This window comes from Companilactobacillus halodurans (genome assembly GCF_009600985.1).
Classification (GTDB): Bacteria; Bacillota; Bacilli; order Lactobacillales; family Lactobacillaceae; genus Companilactobacillus; species Companilactobacillus halodurans.
Window position 1 is genome coordinate 35,766 of record NZ_VDFP01000004.1, and the last position, 23,056, is coordinate 58,821.

Sequence of the window (23,056 nt, forward strand, 5' to 3'; positions counted from 1 at the left end):
ATATTTCTCCTTCAATTAAAATTGTTTCATTATAAATCAAATGCTTCGTCAATAGCATGATAATCCGTATTACCCAATTCGACATCGAGTGACTTCACATTTTGGTCGACTTGCTCTGGCTTTCTTGCTCCAGGGATAACGATTGAGATATCTGGATTCTTCATGTACCAAGCTAAAATAACTTGGGCGACTGTTGCATCATACTTTTCAGCAATCTTTCTGACTTTATCAATAGCAGAAATGACGTCTTTAAATTGAGCTTGACTGAATTGAGTAAATTTCTTGTAATCAGCCGCACTATACTTGCCGGTCAACAAACCTGAAGCTAATGGGAAATATGGTACGAATGAGATATTATTCTTCTTCAAATATGGGAACAATTCTTTTTCAGCATCCCGATGCAACAAGCTGTAATTATCCTCAACGATATCAACTAGCGAATCTTTGTTAGCTTCTTTGATTTGATCTAAAGAAAAGTTAGAAACACCAATTGCTCTGATTTTGCCTGCCTGCTTCAATTCATTTAAAGCAGCTACAGCTTCATTTTTAGGTGTTTTTTCATCTGGGAAATGAATATAAAAGATATCGATATAATCTGTCTTTAAGCGTTTCAAAGCTTTATCAACAGCATCTTTTAAAAACTCTGGACTATTATTATTTTTCAAATCATTATCAGGATCTTGAGCTGCCTTTGTAGCAATCACTAATTTGCTGCGGTCGTAATCTTTGATTACATCGCCAATAATTTCTTCCGAACGACCAGCGCCATACATATAGGCGGTATCTAACGTGGTAATTCCTTTATCGATAGCTTCTTTGACGACTGCATATCCGTCCTCATCTTTTAAATTATCGAAGAGATTGTGTCCACCGACTTTGTTAGTCCCTAAACCAATCTTTTTACTTGTTACATTTGTACTACCAATTTTGACCAAGTTTTCCATAAAATTAAAGACCTCCTGTTTGAAAACGTTACCTTTATGATAGCTCAAAAAAGCCAAAAAAAATAAGATTATGCAAAATTATGCATAATCTTATTAGTAATCATTTATCTAATTAATCCTCAGAAGTTACATCATTTTCTTCAGATTTTTCTTCTAATTTAGTCCGAACTGCTTCTTCTGCAGCTTTACGGCCTTTAGCTAATTCACTGTTTTCCAGTTTATCTTTAACAACTTCCAATTCGTCAACTTCTTGATGTGCTTCTGGATTGTTGCGTCTGAAAATTGCCATAACTTTGTAAGCCATCTTCTCGCCCATCAATGTAACTAATGATCCTAACAGAATAACTACGATACCAAAGATAGTATTTCCGGTCATTGCTTCGCCTAAGATCAAAAGTGATAGAACAGGTGCTAGAGCTGGTTTAACTAGGAAAATCAATGAAGCTTGTAGGATACCAACTTTTTCCATTGATAAGAAATACAAGCCAAAGGCTACACCAGTAACCAAGATTGAAATGTATAAAATCAATGGAAAAGTTTGTAATGTGATTCCTTGGAAGAAAGGAATATTGCTAAACTCTGAATAGTTGCTTGGAATAGCGCTACTTACAGCTGAGATGTGACTAATTCCCATCAAGACACCTAATTCACCAGCACCAAACAAGAATGCTAGACATGTCATGGAAAGACCATTCAAGCCGATTTTCCCACCGTAGACACGTGACATAACGCCATAAACACCAAAGATGATTGATGACAATAAACCTAACATGATACCCATGGCACCATTTAAGTTAAATGGATTGATAATAATCAACAATCCCACCAAAGTCAAAATCAAAGCTAAAACATTGGTTCTGGAAAGTTTTTCCCTCAAGAATACGAAACCAATAATTAAGCCAAAGATTGGGTTAGCACTTAACATAATAGCAATGACTGATGCTTTAGCCATCCCTATCGACAATTGATACAACGTCATGCTCAAAACGACGATGACGAATCCTGTCAAAGCGATACGACCCCAGCCGGATCCTGTGATTTTTACATTATTCTTCTTCATATGAATAATCGTAAATGGTAATAATGCTAGTCCACCAATCAAGAATCGAATAAAATTCAATTCAATTGGATTAAACTGTCCCCCAGCTATCTTCAGAGCAATTTCCATTGAACTAAAGAGAAAAGTTGGTATTAGTATGTAAAGAAGCTTTTTTAAATTCAAACCTTAATTTCATCCCCATTTTTTGCAAGTGAATATGTTCAGTGTACTCCTGTTTTGGGGGTTGAAAACATTGAAAATGTTTCCAATTACAAAAAAAGTCAAAATGTCTTGAATTAACTCTTGACATTTCGACTTTTTTATTTGTTTATATTGGCTCTAGTATAACCTTTTCCAGCGGTTAAATCATATTGAACCAATTTATAATCGTGTAATAATTGTTTTTGTTTCTTAGATAATTCTGAATAAGTGACTTGCTTACCCTTTGAATTTACATACAAGTTCTCACTCTTACCAACGCTGTTTTTAGCCATGGCCGGAATATCTTCTTGAACCTTTGTTAAAAGAGCGTAGTAAGGCGTAACTTGTTGTTTCATCTGCTTCAAAGCTAAAGGAATAAAGCCATTAGGATCAGTAATCTTAGTCGATCCATTTAATTTCTTAGTTCCATAGTTATGCTCAAGGGCATATTTATTACTATAGATGAAGTAATCCGTCTCATGTTGAACGACATTATACTTCTCCATCGAATTCTTATCGTAGATTCCGGGTAAGTGGTCACCATACCAAACCACAGTGATTGGTTTCTTAATGGCATCCAATTTATCCAAGAAAGTCTTTGTGGCACCATCAGTTATATTCAAACCTTTTGAATAGGTTCCTGCTTGTAAAAGTAGACTAGTAGCCGTTCCAGTGGCTTTGAATTGGTTATCAGGATAACTCATATTATATGGCATATGATTTTGCATCGTAACCAAACTGATGAATTGGCCACCTTTAACTTGGTTGACCTGCCATAGAGTATCCTTATAAGATGACTCATCATTGACGAATTCGCTGCTGCCACTAGTATCCTTATATTTGAGTGCTAATTTTCCTTTAGAATCTAACGTTCTAAATGATTGCAGTCCAAACTTGTCATAAACCTTATCTCGATCATAGAAATTAGAATAGTAAGGATGGATAGCAGCTGAATTTTCAAAGTCGTTGACGATATTCAATGGATGCTTTTGTTTAACCACCAATTGTGTATAGGGTGATTGCAATGACTTAGAAAATTGATTGAACGCTAAGCCGGTGAAAGTCATATATTCCATATTGGCAGTTCCACCGCCATATCCAGAACTCAGCATCAAGACTGAAGTGTTTTCAGATTTGATTTTATTGATATTTGGAGTTGGATCTTCATTGAGCTTGATGTTTGGCACTCGACTTGGGTTAGAGAAACTTTCGCTCAAGACGTAAATCAAGGTCTGTTTGTCCAAATTATTATTAGGACGTTTTTTATTGATTTTGTCAGCCACATTTTGATACTTGTTGACTATTTTTTTCATCGTTTGCGGACTATAATCTGAAGGCTTGTCCATGATGTCGACATGCATGTTGCCCAAGAATGTCAACAACGGACCATTGCTTTGCGCTGTCATACTGATATTAGGCGTGAAATTAGAATAGCCTAGACTAGTCATGAAACGGTTGCTCCATGAGCCTTCTCGATTAACATTATAAAATCCAGCAATGCTAAAAATGGCTAAAATAATAAAGATAATTCTGATAACTGGATTAAATCGCATAAGTTCATGAGAAAAGAGCTTTTCTAAAAAGATACAAATAGCTATGCCAACTACTAAAGCTACAACTACTAAAATAACTATCTTCCAAGTGACCATCGATAGCAATTGCTTAGTATTAGTAAGCATCAGTAAATCAGTTGGCAAAACTGGTTCAGAACGATACTTCACCTTTAGCCAGTTTACGATGACATAAATACCGAACAGGACATAAAAGCCTGCTGTCGCGTAAAAGAACCGATTAAAGATTCCATAAAAGCCTAAATAAAGTAAAAACAAAATAAGAACGGTCAATAAGTACGGCTTCACGTTAGTTTTAAAGAGAATCATATTAGTATTGATAATTGAATTCATCTGTGAAAATTAAAGTAAATAACCAACAGCAAAAGCCGATAAAACTATAAAAATGAATTGCAAAAAGTGCACGATTCTTGATTGTTTCGTATGCATTAATAAACCCCCAGTATAAATTAAGCAACAATTCAGATTATATTTCTAAGATTCATGATAAAAATAATCCTTTTTGTAAAAGCGGCATCATTGATTTCCTCAAAATAACCGGATTTAATTAATTTTACTCAATATGAAAATAAACAGTAGTTTGTTTTAAATCATACAGTCTATGATACGCTAAAACGCTTTTATATCCAGTTGTATATTTTGCTACCAAGAGAATATTATAACGCCTATCAAATTTATTATACTTTGATAGGCGTTATAAATTTATTTATTCAAATAGTATTGAGGAACTTTTTCCAAAAATTCTTGTCGAGCTTCATCAGTCGTTACGTTCACACGGCCAAAATGAACCCAATTGACGTTTTGGGGATTGATTCCTAAGTCATCCAAGGTCCGATCAATGAAAACACCTTGAATTGGGTCTCCACATTCTTTTTCAAGATATTCTTTAGTAACAGTCGATGTCGTTATAACGGTTACTTTCTTGATATTGGTCAATAAGCCTTTCCAACCATTACTTTCATCATAAGCAAAGCCGCTTAGCATCGTCTTATCTAAAAATCCCTTTAACATGGCTGGCATCGTCTGCCACCAAATAGGAAAAATAAAAATTAATTCATCAGAAGCAGCAATTCGGCGCTGATAATTTTTTACCAGAACATCCTCAGTTTTGCCCTGACTATAAGACAGTAAATCTGCTTCTGACAAATTAGGATTAAAATTATCAAAATACGGATCGATTATTTCATATTCCTCATCATTTCTTGAAAAATACCAAGATAAACGGTTCAAAATTTCATGGTTAAAACTTCCAGGATAAGGATGAGTGTAAATAATGGTTTTCATATTCAAAATCTCCTTACGACTCGTTATCCTTAGTATATTATTTTGCCGAAGTTTTTTTGACCCAAGAAATAAGGACAATAATTTTCAAAAATGAATTGTCTTAACTGTCGCTAAACTTACCGGCAATCGACATCGTAGGTTGAATATTGATAAATGACATTGGATCAATATTCAAAATAATCTTTTTAGCAAAGAACAGCTGATATTTCGTTAGAACCATCGTAATCGAGCCGATTTCTTCTCCCGAATATGCACCTTGCAAGTGATAATCCAGAGTTAAGCCACGATTTAAGGTCTTCAGAAGTTCTTTTGAAATCTCATCAATTTTATGCGAATAAACCGTAACCGTAATCTTTTGTTGCTGAATATAAATCTTATCGACCACTGTGTTAGTGATATAAATCGAGATGATTGTGTAAAGTGCCAATTCCCAGCCAAAGGCAAATCCCGCAATCACGATGATTACTGCATTGATAGCAAAACTAACTTGCCCAACGCTACGGCCGGTATTTCTTTGAATAATCAGAGCAATAATATCGGTACCACCAGTTGAAAAGCCATATCTAAAGCAAAGACCAATCCCTGCTCCGGAAAGGATTCCTCCAAAAACTGATGATAGTACTGGATCTTTAGTCAACGGATAAAGTGGGATAATCAAAATAAAAATCGATGCAGAAACGACAGAAATAATTGATAGAATCGTAAATTTCTTTCCCAATCTAAACCAGGCTAAAACTATCAGTGGCAAGTTAAGCAAAGCGTACCATAAATAAACCGGCGTACTAATATCGGAAAATTGATTCAGCAAGTTGACAATCAACTGCGCCGCACCTGTAACTCCACTGGTATAAAGTTTAGCAGGCTGCAAGAGCAATTGAATTCCTAAAGCTGAGGTCACTCCGTAAAAAATGGCGGCTAGAATACTTTTATAATAGTCCTTAACAAATTTCATGAAATCCCCTCCCTTTCTATACAAAATTATTGATGCATTTTTATAAAATATCTATAAATTTTCAACAATAGTTGAATTATAGCAAACAAATTATTGTCACGTTAATTTTTCGTATAATATAATTGAAATAATAATTGGAGGTCATATTATGCAAAAAATTGGTTTTATCGGTACCGGAGTCATGGGAAGTGGCATTATCAACAACCTTTTAAAAGCAGGTTATAGTGTCGATATTTATACAAGAACAAAATCTAAGGCTCAACCTTTGATTGATAAAGGTGCTAATTGGTTCTCTGACCCTAAAGATGTTGCTTCAAAAGCTGACATTATCTTTTCAATGGTCGGATTTCCTCAAGATGTCGAAGATGTCTACTTCAAGGACAATGGTATCTTCGCCGGATTAACTAGCGGCAAAATCATTGTCGATATGACTACTAGTACGCCAACTTTAGCTAAAAAAATTGGTGAAAAAGCAAGCCAAATGAACGTCCAAGCTCTTGATGCACCAGTTTCTGGTGGCGATGTTGGGGCTAGAAATGGTCAACTAACAATTATGGTCGGCGGTTCTAAAGAAGCTTTTGAAACTATTCAACCAATTTTTAAGATAATTGGTAAAACTAATCACTACTTCGGAAGTTTTGGTGCCGGTCAACACGCTAAAATGGCTAACCAAATCATGATTGCCGGTACTATGACTGGCCTAACAGAAATGTTTGTCTATGCCAAAGCTGCCGGCTTAGATCTTCAAGCCGTTCTTGAAACCGTTGAAGGCGGTGGCGGAGATAATTGGAGCTTGGAAAATTATGGACCCCGGATTTTGAATAATGACTTTAAACCTGGATTCTATTCTAAACACTTCTTAAAAGATCTTCGCATCGCACTTGATGAAAGTGAAAAATTAAAGCTTGACCTACCAGCAACTAAACAAGCTAAAAAACTTTATGAAACTTTAGTCGACGACAAAAAGCTCGGTGATGATGGTACACAAGCCTTAATTAAGTTATGGTGGTAAGCAAAATAATACTTAGTAAATAATTTGAGATATAACTATTTTTCTAAATTGCAACATAAACGCAGAACATAACAAAGCTTTTTACGCTTAAAACAAATAGCTCTTGGTAATCAAAATACAATTACCAAGAGCTATTTGTTAATTCTCGAAAGCTGACCATGTTATGTTCTGCTTTCTTTTTTATTGTTTCAATTCTAATAATCGCCCCATCAATTGGAAATGGTGCATCAATGATAATTTCTTGATTATTCCTAAACCAGGGAATTTGTCTTGGCACCTATATTCTAACAAGGTTGTTAAAGCTGGGGTCAAATTAAGTCCATTAATATTTTTATCGCACCAAATAACCATTTTATTTAATGCTTCAAAAAACTTTTGCTTTTGACCGCTCATTTTTTCATTGCTGTCAGAAACAAAATGATGAATCCTTAACGTTCCATCTTCAGTCACATAAATCAGATGTAAAGAAATTGCTCGTGCCGGCATCCCTTTATCAAAATAAACATGGCCGACCATCGAATAGTCGCCAAATCCATGGTAATCATCAACTTGACGATACCAATCAGCAGGCTCAAAAAATTCATCATTCAATAATTGATAGTCTTCCACATGTCGAACAAAAGTTAGCGGGTCACTTAATTTGACGGCTTTTTTAGGTACTAATCTATGAATCCTAGCTACGTCGGGAATAAGAACTTTATCAACAGTGTGTAAAACTTTTGTTTTTTGATAGGCTAAAAGCATTTGATAATCTCTGACAATCAGTAACGATTCTTGGTTATCCACCGTTTTTAAAAAGTCACTGCTAAAATCGGCTGCCAAAATGGCACTGGGATGAAAAAAAGACAGCTTTCTCATATCAGGCAGTGGATAAAGTTTCGTATCGTTCAATCCATAAACACTGACTTGAGGATTAGCCACGATTCCAAATGGCTGTTGATACTTGATAAAAGTCTGTACCGTCTGCAACAGTTCTTTAGAATCACGTACTGGTTCGATAATGGGCACTATTTTAAAGCTCAATTGTCTGTTTTCACAGAGCTCTTTTAAAGCTAACAAATCGTACATTCGACCACGTAAATAAGGATAGTATGTCATAATTTATCCTCCAGATTGGGGTGATATTGTTGTTGCAACTTTAATTTCAACTCTTGATATTCAGCATTTCGGGCATCTAATTCATCTTGCAACGCTTGAATTGACTCATCCTTTAAATCGTTAACGAAGCGGTCATATAAATTGTTATCAGGACTATAAACATCATAGCCGCCCTTCATTCGCTTCTTTAATTCCTTGAACAATCGGTCATCAGAATACAGCTGCAACCCTTTTTCGACTTTTTTTGCTTTATCGACCTCTCGAAATAACGAAGCTATAAAGTGACTAGTCAACTTAGTTTCATCCACTTGTAATTCTTGAAATTGGGCTTTCTTAGCCACGGTTAAAAATCCGGGAGCGCGCAAAGTCTGCGGCGAATTCTCAATTGCCTTTTTGTCAAAAGCTCGATAGATTAAAACGCCAATATGGGTGGGAATCTCTTCTGAAACTTCTTGATACAGTTTTTGCGGTAACACGAAGTAGTTATAATTGCCGATAAAAGACAATTTAGCTTTTGAATGAAAGTCAGTTTTAGTGACCTTCAATTCATAACAACGCCAATCAATTTCGCCATTTGGCAATTGCTGATAGCTCAAAGTATCGACAATTCCTTTTTTATCAGGCATCGAAACTTCTTCAACAACATAAGACCCTTGTTCATAGCAATACTGATACAAAGTTGCTTCTAAATCTTTGGTCAACTTAGTCTTCATAATTTCTTCCTTTCCAAAAGTTATCCACCGTCTGTGTTAATTGGTTCAAAGAATTGATTCTTTGATAATTTCGCCAATGCGGTGGAAAAAGTTTCGTATAGCGAAAACTAGCAAATCTTTGATCCAATAATAAAATAATCCCTTGATCATGACTGCTCCGTATTAATCTGCCGGCAGCTTGTAAAACGTTGTTCATCCCGGGCATTTGGTAAGCATACTCAAAACCATGTCCATTTGCTTCATTATAATAATCGCGAATCAAATTATTTTCAGCACTTAATCCTGGTAAACCAACGCTAACTATGGCGACTCCAATCAATCTATTTCCTTCTAAATCAATGCCTTCAGAAAATATCCCTCCTAAAACGCAAAAAGCAACTAACGTTTCTTTCGGGTCTTTTTTAAATTGTGCTAAAAAGTCGCTTCGAGCATCATTGTCCATGGCATTAGTTTGAGCCATCGTTTTAACATCAGGATACTTATTTTGAAACGCCATTTTAATCTGTTCTAAATACCCATAAGATGGGAAAAAGAAAAGATAATTACCCGTTTTGCTGGAAATCAAAGCAAATAAACTTTCGACGATACTATCTTGACTGAATGGACGTTGTTTATAAGTCGTTTGGATGTATTGCGTTATCAAAATATTTTGGTTGTTGACTGGAAAGGGTGATGGCAATTGATATGCTAAGCTATTATCAATTCCTCCCAAAACACTTTGATAGTAGTCCATTGGTGACAAGGTGGCTGAAAACAAGACTGCTCCTAATCCAAGATTCAACGATTCGTCAATAAAGTGACTGGGATCTAAACATAGTTGTTTGACGATAATTTTTTTATCTTCTAGGACGACTCGAGTTTTATAGGTATCATCATATAACGCTCCTATTTTGACAAAGGTCAAGCAGGTGAAGAAGTAATCTTTAGCTGCATCCAAGAAATCAGAAGGCTTTTGTTCATTAGCCCACTCGCCAAAAAAGTCGTCGAACTTTCCCATTGCGTTGACCAATTTATCAGGTGGTTCACTAGATATTTGCTCAGTTAAATCAGTTTCTTTGAGGCTTTTCTTCATTTGATTGAAGATTTTGCGGACCTTTTTTAATTCCGTTTGAAAATCAGCACTGGCTTTAGTTTTGATTTTTCGCGCCATTTTTAGTAATCCTGCAATTTTTTCATCGGAAACTTCGGCAGAATACATATCACGCGAACGACTGACCAAATTGTGAACTTCATCGATCAAAAAGAAATTGTCGGTATCTTTTTCAATGAAGAATCGTTGTAAATAAACTAGTGGATCAAAGAGATAATTGTAATCGCAAATAATCACATCGCAAAAAAGCGAGGCATCCAGCGAAAATTCAAAAGGATCAACGGTATGCTTACGTGCATACTTTTCTATTACCTCACGCGTAATGGCGTCAACATTAGTTAACATATCTGCTAAAGCCGGTTTCAAGCGGTCATAATAACCAATCATATAAGGATTTTCTTCCGGTGGCACATCTTCTTCAGGAAAGCGAATCTTGTCTTTAGCTGTTAAAGTAATGCTCTTTAGTTTTAAACCTTTACTTGCCATCAACTTAATTGATTCTTCAGCAACTTGGCGCGTACTTTGTTTAGCTGTTAAATAAAATAATCGCTGAACGCGTTCTTCACCCATTGCCTTGATGGCTGGAAACAAAGTTGAAATCGTCTTTCCGGTTCCAGTCGGTGCTTCAACAAATAATCGCTTTTTTAAATAAATTGTCTTATAAACAGCTGCTGCTAGTTCATGTTGACCAGTTCTAAATTTTGGAAAAGGAAACTTTAATTCTTTGATAGAATCGTTTCTAGTTTTGCGTAATTTAGCTCGAAGAACTAACCAATATTCATATTCGTCAATCAAACTTTGGAAAAATTTTGTTAAATCTGTACGCTCAAAAATTTGATCCTGGCTAGTAATTTCTTGATTACGAACTTGAAAATAAGTTAATCGCAAAGTAACATGGTCAAATTCTGGATGTTCTTGTAAAAGGATGTATCCATAAACTTTGACCTGTCCCCAATAAAGTTCCAAGGTATTGTCGCTTAAATCATCAAACGCTTGGTCGGAGGTTTTAATTTCTTCAATCGTCAATTTATCTTTGGTTGCTTCTATTCCATCTGCTCGACCAGAAATTATGTAATCAGTATCGTTCATGGAAACGTCAGTTTTTAAGTAGACTTCACTTTCGTAATCGCTATTTTTAGAACGTGACTTCTGAAGCTTTCGATGAATCCGTGCTCCATTTAAAGCGGTATTTTGACTATTCTTAGTTTCGTTCAAATCGCCGCTGCGTAACACAAATTCAACTAACTGACGAATTCCAATTTTGGCCGACATGACTTACCTCCATAAATTACTAAGTAACATTGTAAAACATGTGTTCGAGTTTGTCTTTGAAAATTTTATCTGTGCTTTTACACAAAAAATTATATAATTATATTCACTTATGACATTTTGGGGGAAAATGACCGTATGCATAAAACTAAACAGGTACTTATTGATTCGTTAAACAAGGTTTTATTACAAAAGCAAATTGACAAAGTAACAGTAAAAGATATCGTTTCAGAATGCGATTTAACACGTCAGACTTTTTACAATTATTTTTCAGATATTTACGAACTTGTTGAATACAGTGCCTGTTCTAATGCAAAAAGAATTCTTCAACGTTCATCTGATTATGAACACTGGCAAGATGCTTTTTACGACATTATGATTAAATTAAGAGATAATCAAATTATTGTGGAAAATGTTTATAAATCTATTTATCGTGATTTAATGGGGAAATATATTTATAAAGTCATTTACAATCATATTATTCAAATTGTCGAAAATTTAGCAGAAAACTTAGTTGTTAAACAAAAATACAAAGATTTTATTGCTCATTTTTATACTCTATCCTTCATCGCTGTCATTTATGAATGGATAAGAAATGACATGAATGCCGATCCCAGAGAAATCGTTGATCAAATCGGTGTTTTAGTTCAAGGTGATTTTCAAAAAGCTTTACAAAGATATGCACAATAGTTCTTTTGATTCTAAATTATTATCGTTATTAAACTTTTTAGGCAAGAAAAGCTCTCTTAATTGGATTATTCCAACTAAGAGAGCTTTTCTTTTTTCATAACGCCGTTTTATTGGCGATTACGATAATCTTTCACATTTTCAAAACGATCTAAGGCTTCAAGTTTATTTTGCTTCTTTAATTCAGCTGCGTAAGATCGATCAAGTTTTGGATCAACCTCATTAGTCCCAGGAACAAAATGGATTTCCTCAGTACCAGCATCAACTGCTGTTTTGTAATACCATTCTTTGAACTTCAAATAACTCATCGTATCTTCCAAATCATTAATTTGACGTTGCAAATCAACTTCATGGTCTTTCAATAATTGATAGCGAGTCTCTAAAGTACTATCGCCTAATAACCGTAAATCAATAAACTTAGAAATATCTGCCACCGAAACGCCAGCATTTTTTAAACAAATAATTGTTCTCATCAAATGAATGTCATTATCAGTAAATTCACGCCGACCAATATCATTTCGTTTAACAAATGGCAGAATCCCAGATTTATCGTAATAACGAATCGTATCGATTGTAACGCCTAATTTTTTTGAAACTTGTCCAATACTATAACTCATTACTATCTCCTAAATGATTATTTATCATCAGTAGATAATGAAATATCCTTACGACTCTTCATCTCATCAATGATACCCGATAAATTGCTCAAGCCACCTTCATAGGCAAATTCACCTAATGGCAAGTGCTTAGGAACAACTTCATTTTGACTGACTTGGTCAAAGATAACTTTAGCAATCAACTTTGGATCTCCAGGTGCATCTGTAACTGAATCAGACACTGATGTAATTGAATCGCTGAATTGTTGATAATCCTTAATCTTAGTTGCAGTCTTTTCAGAAGATCTACCAGACCAATTAGTTCTGGCACCACTTGGTTCAACGTTCATGACTTGAATGCCTAAGTCTTTAACTTCTTGGCGCAAAGTATCAGCATAACCTTCAACGGCATACTTAGTAGCACTGTAAAAGCCAGTTGTTGGAATAGTCGTTAATGCAAGTGCTGATGATAAGTTAACGATCACACCTGATTTCTGAGCACGCATGATTGGCAAAACTGCTTTAGTCACGTTAGCTAACCCAAAGACATTGACATCGAACATGTATTTAACTTCATCCATATCGCTTTCTTCAATGGTTGAAAAGTAACCTAAACCAGCATTATTAACTAAAACATCGATTTGACCAAACTTATCTTTAATTTGGTCAACAGCCTTATTAATAGCTGTTTTATCTGTAACATCTAAAATAACTTTTAATATTTTGCTTTCATCATATTCATCTAAATAATCTAAATCTGGCATTTTTCTTGCACTAGCAACCAAATTAATATCATCCTGTTGTGCAACTATTTTAGCCAATTCTTTTCCAAAACCACTTGATGTTCCTGTTATAAACCATGTTTTACTCACTGATAATTACCTACTTTCTTGAAGCTTTCACTAAGCCATCTAACCAATTTTGATGACCATTCAACATTGGATTTGGACTTTGCTTTGCCAAATCTTTGGCTGGTTCACCAATTTGAGATTCTTGAGTCAAGAGTCTGATTCTTCCATCAGCCAACTTTTCAATCAAAAAAGCATGGTAGACGTCAAATTGAGTCTTAGCATCGCCATTTTGCCAACCATGCCATGACAATCGAGCTGTTTTGCCATCATCTGGGGCAACTAGTTCCATTACTTGGGCATCAATTGGGAAACCAAAGGTATCAAATCGAAAGTGCTCTCCAAAATGCAATTTTGAATCAGTTTGGTCATCTAATTTAATGTTAGTAGCATTATTATAATAAGTCTCCCATTTAGATGTATCAAACAAATTGTTCCAAACATCGTTTATTTCAATCTTGTCAGCAATAACTTCGTTAGAAACAAAGTTATCAGTTTTGCCTGGTAAAAATCTTGTCGACCAGTTAATTGATTTCATATCATTATCTCCATTCGTTAAAGAATAATCATATGGTATATCCTGGAGCCGGCTCTAGGACAAGCATTTTTTGAAATTATTTTTGACCCACTAAAATTGTAGAGCCAACAGTGATTTTGTCCACAGATTCCCAATCAATTAGTCTGTTATCCACATTAAATAATAATGGCGTCATTTTGATAAACGCATTTTTTTCTTCATTATTAACCGGATAAGTTTTTGTCGCATCGATTTTATCAACTAATTGATAATGTTCTTCAAAATAATTCAAAACTTTTTCATTGGAATAGTTGGCTTGTTGCAATTGGTCTTTAGCTTGTTCTCGCAATTCTTGGACGTGATATTCATTAGGAATGACTTTTAAGACATAGCCGTCTTTTTGTAAAATTCGATTGAATTCCCCATAGTTAGCTGGTGAAAATATATCGATAATGCCAGCGATCGATTGATTTTGAATTGGCAAATGAGCTAAATCGCCCACGAACCATTTAACAAAACTATCGGGTCCTTTTGCGGCCAATTGAATTGAGTCTTTAGAAATATCAAAGGCTAGCACATCTTTATCAGGTAATTGAGCAATTTTTTTCGAATAATAACCTTCGCCACAGCCGACATCCAAAATTGTACGTAATTTTAAATTGTCGATCAAAGTCACTAACTTATCGGCAATATGGTCGTACATCCCGTGTTCCAGAATTAAATGGCGATTTTCAAAGGATGCCAAATCATAATTTTTTGATTGATGATTATTCAATACAAAATCGACGAAACCTTTTTTAGAGATATCAAAACAATGATTGTTCTCACAATAGAGGCTATTATTTTTCAATTCTAACTTTTTTCCACATACTGGACATTGAAAAAATTTATCGCTGTTGCTAAATTTTTGAATCTTACTATTCATATTAGAGCACCTATTTTTCTTCTTGCGAGATTAATTTTGGCATGGTCTGATCCATAAAGCTGTTAGCAAATTTATCATCATAAATCCATGCATTAATTTGATTTTTAGCTAATATCAAAGGCATACGGTCGTGAATTTGAATCATCGACTCATTAGGCTCAGTGGTAAATAAAACGCTTTGTGGAACATCATCAAAATAATTATAGCAGCCACCAATAAAGAGGGTTTGGGGGTCATTACTAAAATTAAATTTATACTTTTGTTTCTGTTTATTCCATTCAAAAAAACCTGTCGTTGGATAAACGCAGCGCCTTTTTTGAAAAGAATCGGCAAACATTTGTTTTTGTGAAGCTGTTTCAAATCGAGCATTGATAATCGATTGACCTGGTTTGAACCCCGGAAAGCCCCATTTCATCGTAACGACTTGAACCTGCCTTTTTCCTGCAACAATCAAAGCCGTCTGGTCAGTGGGAAAAATTTCACCTGTTTTGGGTTGAAAGCCATTATCAACTGCCAATTGATAGATTCGTTTAATTTCAGGATTCTTATCTGGTTGAAATAAATAACGACCGCACATGATTTTTCCTCCATGAAAATAATTAATAATAAAATCCCAACCGATCACTACGAATCAGTCAGGATTTAATTTTAATCTATATTTGCTTAGGCCAACTATTGCCTAAGTCACGTTGTGGCAAACAAAGTAAAACGATAATTGCAATTTCTCCAACAATTGGAACAACTCCTAAAAGAATCCACCAACCATGGAGTTTTCGATCATGCAATCTTCTTAACATAGCTGTAAATACCGATATCCAGTAATATGCCAAAACCATTGCTAGAGCCACTCCTAAAAGAGTACTCCAGTAATAATCGTCGATTGGCATTTTGGTAATGCCAAAGGCTAATAATGCCACTAAAACATAAGCAAAGATTGTCATTCCTAACAATCCCCACCAAAAATCTTTACGACTCATTCTTTTTGCACCAACAAATAAATCTTTGAAGTAAAGCTTTGTTGATGAAAAGATTCCGGGATGAAAACTCTCATTCCAAATTCGTTCTTTCATTTGCATATCAAATTTCTCCTAAATGTGAATACCGACTACAAATCCTAAGATACCAAAGATATAAGTCAAAATAAAATATAAAAAGCATCGACCTAATCGATGTTGAAACCATAATTGACTTAGTTCCATATTAAAAGTTCCGTAAGTAGTAAAACCACCACAAAAACCAGTACCTAGTAGTAATAATATCGCACCATTATGGATTTGTGCAGTCAAGATTCCTAAAAAGATGGCTCCAAAGATATTGATCAATAACGTTACGATTGGAAAATCTAGTTTGATTCTCGACTGCTGCAATGTTAATTCATTGCGCAAAAAGGCCCCTACGGTAGCCCCAAAGCCAACTAACAAAAAATTAGTCATCTGTGTCTACCTCGTTTCCTTTTAGCATAATCATAAAAAGCTTGGGTGGCTGCCCAATAATTTCCTAAAAGAGCCAACAAAAAGCCCCCAACAATCGTAATGGTCAAATAAATTATTAAAAGCCACCACTGACCAGCGTTATACAAGCGATATGTATCCGCAGTAAAAGTTGAAAATGTTGTATAAGAACCCAAAACTCCAGTACTGAGAGTCAAAATAACTCTGGTCGATAAATTATATCTATCCTGCAAATAATGGATCAAAAATGGCAAAATAAGAGCCCCACTCAAATTAGCAACTAGAGTCCCCAAAGGAAAACCATTGCTTGTTTTAAAAATAAGACTCTCAAGGTAGCGCAAGTCGCTTCCAATAAATGCACCAATGAATAGAAGTAGGAATACTTCTCCTCGTTTTCTCATCCTTCATTGATTCCTTTCTGGATAAAAAAAACTTGTCATAGACAAGTTTTCATCATTTATTTTTTGCTTTCAACGTCGTGGCCACCAAATTCATTTCGTAAAGCTGCAACAACTTTACCTGTGAATGTATCATCTTCAAGAGATCGATAACGCATCATCAATGATGCTGCAATAACTGGTGTAGGAACTTGTAATTTGAGAGCTTCTTCTAAAGTCCATTTGCCCTCGCCTGAAGAGTGCATCACACCCTTAATTTCGTCCAACTTAGGATCTTTTGAAAATGCTGATTGAGTTAACTCCATTAACCAGCCCCGGATAACTGATCCATGTTCCCAAACTTTTGCAACAGCTTCATTGTCATAATCAAATTGACTATGCTCTAAAACATCGAAACCTTCAGCAATAGCTTGCATCATTCCATATTCGATACCATTATGGACCATCTTGAGATAGTGGCCGCTACCAGCTCTTCCAGTATACAAGTATCCATCAGTTTGAGCAATTCCTTTGAAAATAGGTTCGATATATTCAAAAGTTTTTTCATCGTCGCCACCAATCATGAAATTGCCATCACGATTAGCTCCACTCATTCCTCCAGAAGTTCCTACATCAAAGAACTTGATTTTTTGAGCTTTGAGAATTTCATTGTGTCGCAATGAATCTTGATAATATGAATTCCCACCGTCAATGACGATATCATCTGGATCAAGCATCTCGCTTAATGTGTCAATTGTTGAATTAGTAGCTTCTCCAGCGGGTAGCATTACCCAAACGATTCGTGGAGCATCTAAAGTCTTAATTGCATCTGACAAATTGTCTTTAACGCTTGCCCCCAAAGTTGAAGCATCATTTCTAGCTCCATCGCTTAAATCAAATGCTACGACCTTATTACCATTACGAATCAAATTCTCGGTCAAGTTGATTCCCATCTTGCCGAGTCCAATCATTGCTAATTTCAAAATTAATCCTCCTAAGTTGTTATCACCAAGGATTAATTATACATAAAAAAGCCGCCCCAAAATGAACATTTTGGTACGACCCGATTGCTTGAAAGGTTGATATCATAAGGTTAATTGGCTGACTAGCCCATAAATCTATTCCACCAGTGACCCTTTTTATCATCACTGACTTTTTCATTGATACGTTCTTTGATAGTTTCATTTTTAGAAGAATCAGTATTTTCAACTTTTTCTTTAGCTTGTTGCTTTAGGGTATCTAATTCAACTTGCAATTGTTCTTTTGACTTTTGAGCATCAGTTAATTCTTGTTGGAGCTCCTTAATTGTCAATTCACGCTTCTTATTTTCTGATTCTAATTTGGCGACCGCTGTTTGCAATTCTTCAAGTTTTTTTTCGTCAGAATTTGTTTCAGTAGGTTTCTTTACATCCGCAACTGGATAAATCTGGGCGGCAGATGTTTCCAAAGTCATTTTAGGTCCATGACTTAATTTGACCATTTCTTTGAAGTCTTCAATGTTTTTTTGAGTATATAGGCGATTATTTTGACTGTTGCGTTCGAAATATTTGCTATTCTCAGTAGTTCTTTCGACTATCAAAGAGTACTTGCGTAACGTGGCTACACTGATTCCTAAATCTTTAGCAGCTTGTGCAGGAGTTAATAAATTGTTCGTTTTTACTTTACTCAAAAGGATTCCCCCATGGTTGTTTCATTCTCTTCATTATAAAAATAATAATTGTGAAGTTCAACTACAAAATCGTAGCGCCCCAAATTAAAACTGTCCTAGCTATATTTTAACCGTTAAGTTAGATATACTAAAGGTGTAAAAATAAATTATTTACTTTTTCATAATACAGCTGTTTTTCCATTGGTGTATAATTCGTCTTACAAGAAAAAAAGGGGAAATAATATATTGTCAAGTTCTTCAATCACAACAAACTTTATTATCATACTGATAACCTTTATCTTTGCTTTCTTCTTTGTTGCAGCCGAATTTGCCTTGGTGCAAACAAGACCCAGTCAACTCGAAGATGCAATTCAAAAGGGAACCGGTAATACAAAAAAACTAAAACGTGCTCTAATGATGGTCAATAACCTTAACGAGTACTTATCGACAACACAAGTTGGTACTAGTATCGCTGGTATCATTTTAGGTTGGATCGGTGAAAGTACAATTGAATATCTACTAGTTGAAGTTATGGGATTTGCTCATATTGCAGCTAATAGCGGTGGCCTGCATGCCATCAGTTCAATCGTTGGTGTTTTGTTACTAACATATTTAGAAGTTGTTTTGACAGAAATCGTTCCAAAGAACATTTCTATCGATATGCCGATGAAGATGCTTATGCTAGTTGTTTCGCCACTACGATTCTTCCACGTGGCCGTTTATCCATTCGTTTGGTTACTAAATGTTTCTGCTTCTGGAATTGTGAGATTGCTGGGAATGAAACCAGCTGATTCAGAAAATGAGGTTTTCTCACAATCAGAAATCCTTCGACTTTCTAAATCATCTATCAAGGGTGGCGATATGGAGCCTGATGATGTTATCTTCATGCAACGAGCCTTTGAATTAAATGATAAAACTGCTAAAGACATCATGGTTGATCGAACAAGTCTTTACGTCGTCGACATCACTGACAAAGTCAAAGATGTTATCAAAGATTACTTGCAACAAGGATTTTCAAGATTCCCTGTCGTAGCTGAAAATGATAAAGATAAAATTCTCGGCTATGTTTACGCTTATGATATTGTTCGTCAAAACCAAGTTGATGGAGACATTGGCATCAGCCGCGTTCTAAGATCTGTCAACACTGTTCCTGAGACAATGCCTATTCAAGACATCCTTTCAAAAATGATTAAGAAGCAAACGCCAATCGTCGTAGTTGTCGATGAATATGGTGGTACTAGTGGTATCGTCACTGATAAAGATATCTATGAAGAATTGTTCGGAACAGTTAAAGATGAAATCGATGATGTTTCTGATGAATATATCGTTAAAAACGATGACGGCTCATACAACGTCTCTGGTAAAACTACCTTATATGATTTCGAACGTTACTTCAAAATCGACATCACCGAGTTTCAAAAGTCCGATATTATTACTGTCGGTGGCTATCTAATCGAGAAATACCCTAACCTACAAAAGGGATCAAAATTCGATATGAACAACTTCCACTTTGAAGTTGCCGAATTCGACCACGGTTTCGTTAACTGGTTCAAAGTTACAGTTGATAAAGTTTCAATTACTAAACAAGATAATCTCGCATCACTAACTGATGTAGATGATTTAAAAGACTAACTCAATTACAAAAGGCGAATCAAGACACATAAATTGTGTTTTGATTCGCCTTTTTTGATTTACTTACTTTTCTTTAATCCTTCGATTTTACTGAAGTCGACAAGATTTAATTTCTTGATAAAGAGCGTAGCTGCAATTATTAGCAAAGCTAAGAATGAAATTCTGCGACTAATCCGTTGCGTGACAGTTTCAAAGTAGTCAACTACCACTTTACCTTTTCCATTGACTGTCACTTGGGCCAAATTATTATTCTTATTATCCATCTTTAAGTCCGACACGTTTCCCTTGGACTGGGTAGATTGGAATCCATAATAGCCGATGATTGGCAAATCGACTTTGGCATTTTTAGCGTTCTTGAAGTCGAAGCTCAAGCGTGTGCCATATTGTTTAAAGTTAGTAATTTTAACTTTTCCAGACTGACTTTGTGGTTTATGAGCCGTCTTTTCGAGTTCACTGACGTTAGTTCCAGTTGGTAAGTATTCCTTTCCAGCACCAATGCTAAAAGGCTCCATTTGGTTGTATTTTGCCTGTGAGACTAATTGTGTCGAATTACCATTGACCAAATTATACCCAGAGGCAACTGTAATCATAAATACCGCACAAACTAGGATTCCTTTAGCAAATTTGCCTTTAAAAATCCCTAAAGGATCAGCAGCAATAAAGATTGCCAAAAGAATTGAAATAAGCATATCTAAACGCCAAGGATATTGAATCACTTTTAAAGGCGTGTAATTAACGATAATCCAAGGAAAGATCTTGGTACTGCATAAAAACATGACAGCACCGATAATTGAAAAATGCTTAACTGCCTTATTTTTGATTTTGGTTGTCGAAACTAAAACTACCAAAGCGGCCAACAATAAGACGATACCAATATTTGGTTGCCCAATGTCGCCATTCAGACTCCAAGTAATTGCATTTGACATTGATAGAGCTCCCGCTGGCAAAGCAACCTTTGACTGCGTCAACATGAAATGCGTATGAAGCAATTGTTCAATCATCGGCAAAAAATATGAAGCACTTAAAAGCATTGAGCATAACGTTGCCCATAAGAGCGACAACAAGCGTCTAGGATGAACTTTTAATTCTGGAATCTGACAACAAGCAACTATCACAATTAAGATAGCAACTAAAATTGGCGAAATAGCGTGAGAATAAATAATTGTCGTCATCCCTGCCGTCAAATAGAGCCATTTTTTATTATCCCCATAAAAAATTTCATAAATACCTAACACAGCGATTGGCAAGAAGACGAAAGCTCCCAATTCACCTATATCGTGCCGAAATGCTAAATCATGCAAACGATAAGCAGACAAAGTGTAAACGAAACTAAAAACTAAACTGTTCCAATATTTCTTTTGAATCTTGTAAAAACAAAGAAACGATACACCAAATGTCAAAAAATTCAATAAAACATAATAAACCATCAAAGTTTGGGCACTAGTTAATCCCAACAAGCGTAAAAATGCCGCTGGATAGAGCAGAAAATCAGAATAAAAGACATTGACGATATAACCAAAGCCTTTCATAAACGTCATATTAACGATAGGAAAAAACTGATGACGTTGAATGGAATGATACAATCCTTCGATTCGCATCATGTGGAAACGATCATCACTAGTTCCAAGGTAAGCCCAAATTTTACCATCATAAAATTGTGTCTGATAGATTGCTAAGAAGCTGACCACCAAAAAAAGCACGATAGTGAAAATTATTATCGCAAGTTTTTTACTTTTTCTATTTTTAAAAATACTTAATTCCATAATATAACCTTTCCATGAAATGTTTGTAACAGCACATGCTGCACCGCCTATTCACAGAAACAGAATACTCTATAAATTTAACTTTTTTAAGAAGATTGCACTGATTTCAATAATTAATATCATATAAATATATACTCTAGAATAATCAATGATAAATCGAGAAAAATTTCCTTAATCAAAAAAAGATGCCCCTTAACCATCAATTTATTGACGATTAAGAGACATCTTATTTATTACAATTTTTTTACTAATTAAGCTTTCACTTGGTCATAGTCGATGATGTTAACGCTCTTGTCGATTAATTCCTTAGCATTAGAAAAGACCAACAATTGTGTTTTAGGATCAACTTTTAGAGTTAAGCCATCATCAAGAAAATCTTTGGCACTATCTTTGAAATAGATTTTGCCCAAGCTGCTATCCAATTGAACTGAATAGTCAGAAAGATCTTCATTACTGTCAACAGCAATAACACGGAACTTTGTTATCAAGGCACAGTCACCCTCATTGGAAAAACGACCGAACCCATCATCAAGGTCCAAAAGAAGTTTCTTTCCTGCATCAACATACTTTTGTAACTTGTCCTTTGCTTGTTCACTCACTTTTATTTCCATAGATATGCACCTCAATATTTATATTTCATGGTACTTCCCCAATCCAAAATACTTACGATAAAGACCATAAATATAATGGAAACATAACTGAGGAAAATTCCATTAAGGACATTGTATAATACATCCCTAGTATTGTAATCTATATTGCTCACAATTAAATCTTGCAATGGATAATACGTGCAGCCAAGCAACAAAAATAACAGAATTGACGTGCAAATGCCGACAGTTCCAATATGATGCATAAATAACATATTCGATCTAACTTTGACTCGTAAACGAATCGCCAAGAGAACAAAGATTGCTCCAGCGACGATGATGCCCATTTTTATCAAACGTTTGATTGTCTGAATCTTAACAATTACCTGTTCAATCGGTCCTAAATCATTATCGACGATTTGGTTCATAATGCTTTCGTTGCTATTAATAACTGTGTCAATTTCACTATCGATATCCAGTCCGTAACGACTAGCCTCGTTTTTCATTTTGCTGCTGATAGTAGCCAAAATAGTACTGCCAATCGTTAATTTGGGATCATCATTGTAAACTTCATTCACAGAAGTATTGATAATCTTTTTTACATCTTGATTCGTCAAATCGACTGAAGAAAGGTTACTCGAAATTGAATAACTGTTTACCAATCTGCCCAATCGTTGATTTGTATAATTTTTGATTAAAGTAACATTTGTTTCACTGCTAACGACTTTTTTTACATAATTGCTATTCAAAACTGTCGAAAGCGTAATGCCCAAAAACACGATTACCATTAAACATATCGACAACAAAATCAAGGTAAAACCGTGTCTGTTATACGACAATGACTTACTCATA

Annotated in this window: 24 protein-coding genes; 3 read left to right on the forward strand and 21 right to left on the reverse strand. The window is 35.1% G+C overall.

Annotated elements, in window-relative coordinates:
* Positions 1-29 precede the first annotated feature (29 nt).
* From FHL06_RS03115 to FHL06_RS03135, 5 genes are all read right to left on the reverse strand, one after another.
* Positions 30-944, reverse strand: a complete 915-nt coding sequence (locus tag FHL06_RS03115; RefSeq protein WP_153384784.1) for an aldo/keto reductase — start codon at positions 942-944, stop codon at positions 30-32.
* A 112-nt stretch (positions 945-1,056) separates the two neighbouring features.
* Positions 1,057-2,166, reverse strand: coding sequence for a DMT family transporter (locus FHL06_RS03120; protein ID WP_153384785.1), 1,110 nt, complete (start codon positions 2,164-2,166; stop codon positions 1,057-1,059).
* A gap of 137 nt (positions 2,167-2,303) precedes the next feature.
* Positions 2,304-4,028 (reverse strand): LTA synthase family protein, encoded by a 1,725-nt coding sequence (locus FHL06_RS03125; protein WP_192917942.1) that lies wholly within the window; start codon positions 4,026-4,028, stop codon positions 2,304-2,306.
* 429 nt (positions 4,029-4,457) lie between these two features.
* Positions 4,458-5,039 (reverse strand): NAD(P)H-dependent oxidoreductase, encoded by a 582-nt coding sequence (locus tag FHL06_RS03130; RefSeq protein WP_153384787.1) that lies wholly within the window; start codon positions 5,037-5,039, stop codon positions 4,458-4,460.
* A gap of 100 nt (positions 5,040-5,139) precedes the next feature.
* Complete coding sequence (locus FHL06_RS03135; RefSeq protein ID WP_153384788.1) at positions 5,140-5,991, reverse strand: YitT family protein; 852 nt, start codon at positions 5,989-5,991, stop codon at positions 5,140-5,142.
* Positions 5,992-6,139: 148 nt separating this feature from the next.
* On the opposite strand from FHL06_RS03135, the gene FHL06_RS03140 reads away from it, so the two are divergent.
* Positions 6,140-7,003, forward strand: a complete 864-nt coding sequence (locus FHL06_RS03140; RefSeq protein WP_153384789.1) for an NAD(P)-dependent oxidoreductase — start codon at positions 6,140-6,142, stop codon at positions 7,001-7,003.
* A 180-nt stretch (positions 7,004-7,183) separates the two neighbouring features.
* Here FHL06_RS03140 and FHL06_RS03145 read toward each other — a convergent pair whose 3' ends face one another.
* The 3 genes from FHL06_RS03145 to FHL06_RS03155 are packed head-to-tail and all read right to left on the reverse strand — an operon-like array spanning position 7,184 to position 11,176.
* Complete coding sequence (locus FHL06_RS03145) at positions 7,184-8,101, reverse strand: sce7725 family protein (RefSeq protein WP_153384790.1); 918 nt, start codon at positions 8,099-8,101, stop codon at positions 7,184-7,186.
* The gene (locus tag FHL06_RS03150; RefSeq protein ID WP_153384791.1) at positions 8,098-8,814 is read right to left on the reverse strand and encodes a hypothetical protein; all 717 of its coding nucleotides are present in this window, start codon (positions 8,812-8,814) and stop codon (positions 8,098-8,100) included. The genes FHL06_RS03145 and FHL06_RS03150 overlap by 4 nt, the downstream gene beginning before the upstream one ends.
* Entirely contained in the window at positions 8,804-11,176 is a 2,373-nt protein-coding gene (locus FHL06_RS03155; RefSeq protein ID WP_153384792.1) for an ATP-dependent DNA helicase, read from the reverse strand. The genes FHL06_RS03150 and FHL06_RS03155 overlap by 11 nt, the downstream gene beginning before the upstream one ends.
* 135 nt (positions 11,177-11,311) lie before the next feature.
* Here FHL06_RS03155 and FHL06_RS03160 point away from each other — a divergent pair, with 135 nt between their 5' ends.
* Positions 11,312-11,863, forward strand: a complete 552-nt coding sequence (locus FHL06_RS03160) for a TetR/AcrR family transcriptional regulator (RefSeq protein WP_153384793.1) — start codon at positions 11,312-11,314, stop codon at positions 11,861-11,863.
* A gap of 107 nt (positions 11,864-11,970) precedes the next feature.
* Here FHL06_RS03160 and FHL06_RS03165 read toward each other — a convergent pair whose 3' ends face one another.
* The 10 genes from FHL06_RS03165 to FHL06_RS03210 form a co-directional block, all read right to left on the reverse strand.
* A complete protein-coding gene (locus FHL06_RS03165) occupies positions 11,971-12,477 on the reverse strand; it encodes a MerR family transcriptional regulator (protein ID WP_153384794.1) in 507 nt (168 codons plus the stop codon).
* Between the two features lie 17 nt (positions 12,478-12,494).
* Positions 12,495-13,328 (reverse strand): SDR family NAD(P)-dependent oxidoreductase, encoded by an 834-nt coding sequence (locus tag FHL06_RS03170; RefSeq protein WP_162000225.1) that lies wholly within the window; start codon positions 13,326-13,328, stop codon positions 12,495-12,497.
* A gap of 10 nt (positions 13,329-13,338) precedes the next feature.
* On the reverse strand, positions 13,339-13,842 hold the full coding sequence (locus tag FHL06_RS03175) for an SRPBCC family protein (protein WP_153384795.1): 504 nt from the start codon (positions 13,840-13,842) through the stop codon (positions 13,339-13,341).
* Positions 13,843-13,918: 76 nt separating this feature from the next.
* Positions 13,919-14,746: a putative RNA methyltransferase gene (locus FHL06_RS03180; RefSeq protein WP_153384796.1), complete on the reverse strand. Its 828-nt coding sequence runs from the start codon at positions 14,744-14,746 to the stop codon at positions 13,919-13,921.
* A 10-nt stretch (positions 14,747-14,756) separates the two neighbouring features.
* Positions 14,757-15,323 (reverse strand): SOS response-associated peptidase, encoded by a 567-nt coding sequence (locus FHL06_RS03185; protein WP_153384797.1) that lies wholly within the window; start codon positions 15,321-15,323, stop codon positions 14,757-14,759.
* 76 nt (positions 15,324-15,399) lie between these two features.
* Positions 15,400-15,822, reverse strand: coding sequence for a DUF805 domain-containing protein (locus FHL06_RS03190; RefSeq protein WP_153384798.1), 423 nt, complete (start codon positions 15,820-15,822; stop codon positions 15,400-15,402).
* A 12-nt stretch (positions 15,823-15,834) separates the two neighbouring features.
* The gene (locus tag FHL06_RS03195) at positions 15,835-16,179 is read right to left on the reverse strand and encodes a fluoride efflux transporter FluC (protein ID WP_153384799.1); all 345 of its coding nucleotides are present in this window, start codon (positions 16,177-16,179) and stop codon (positions 15,835-15,837) included.
* Positions 16,176-16,598, reverse strand: a complete 423-nt coding sequence (gene crcB, locus FHL06_RS03200) for a fluoride efflux transporter CrcB (RefSeq protein WP_153384800.1) — start codon at positions 16,596-16,598, stop codon at positions 16,176-16,178. The genes FHL06_RS03195 and crcB overlap by 4 nt, the downstream gene beginning before the upstream one ends.
* Before the next feature lie 56 nt (positions 16,599-16,654).
* Positions 16,655-17,557, reverse strand: a complete 903-nt coding sequence (gene gnd / locus FHL06_RS03205; protein ID WP_153384801.1) for a phosphogluconate dehydrogenase (NAD(+)-dependent, decarboxylating) — start codon at positions 17,555-17,557, stop codon at positions 16,655-16,657.
* Between the two features lie 122 nt (positions 17,558-17,679).
* A complete protein-coding gene (locus FHL06_RS03210) occupies positions 17,680-18,243 on the reverse strand; it encodes a MerR family transcriptional regulator (RefSeq protein ID WP_153384802.1) in 564 nt (187 codons plus the stop codon).
* Between the two features lie 225 nt (positions 18,244-18,468).
* Between FHL06_RS03210 and FHL06_RS03215 the strand changes: the two genes are divergently transcribed.
* Entirely contained in the window at positions 18,469-19,854 is a 1,386-nt protein-coding gene (locus FHL06_RS03215) for a hemolysin family protein (protein ID WP_153384803.1), read from the forward strand.
* A 59-nt stretch (positions 19,855-19,913) separates the two neighbouring features.
* On the opposite strand, the gene FHL06_RS03220 is transcribed toward FHL06_RS03215, so the two are convergent.
* From FHL06_RS03220 to FHL06_RS03230, 3 genes are all read right to left on the reverse strand, one after another.
* The gene (locus FHL06_RS03220) at positions 19,914-21,617 is read right to left on the reverse strand and encodes a glycosyltransferase family protein (protein ID WP_153384804.1); all 1,704 of its coding nucleotides are present in this window, start codon (positions 21,615-21,617) and stop codon (positions 19,914-19,916) included.
* A 251-nt stretch (positions 21,618-21,868) separates the two neighbouring features.
* Positions 21,869-22,228, reverse strand: a complete 360-nt coding sequence (locus FHL06_RS03225; RefSeq protein ID WP_153384805.1) for an iron-sulfur cluster biosynthesis family protein — start codon at positions 22,226-22,228, stop codon at positions 21,869-21,871.
* A gap of 11 nt (positions 22,229-22,239) precedes the next feature.
* Complete coding sequence (locus tag FHL06_RS03230) at positions 22,240-23,055, reverse strand: hypothetical protein (RefSeq protein WP_153384806.1); 816 nt, start codon at positions 23,053-23,055, stop codon at positions 22,240-22,242.
* Between the last annotated feature and the right edge of the window lies 1 nt (position 23,056).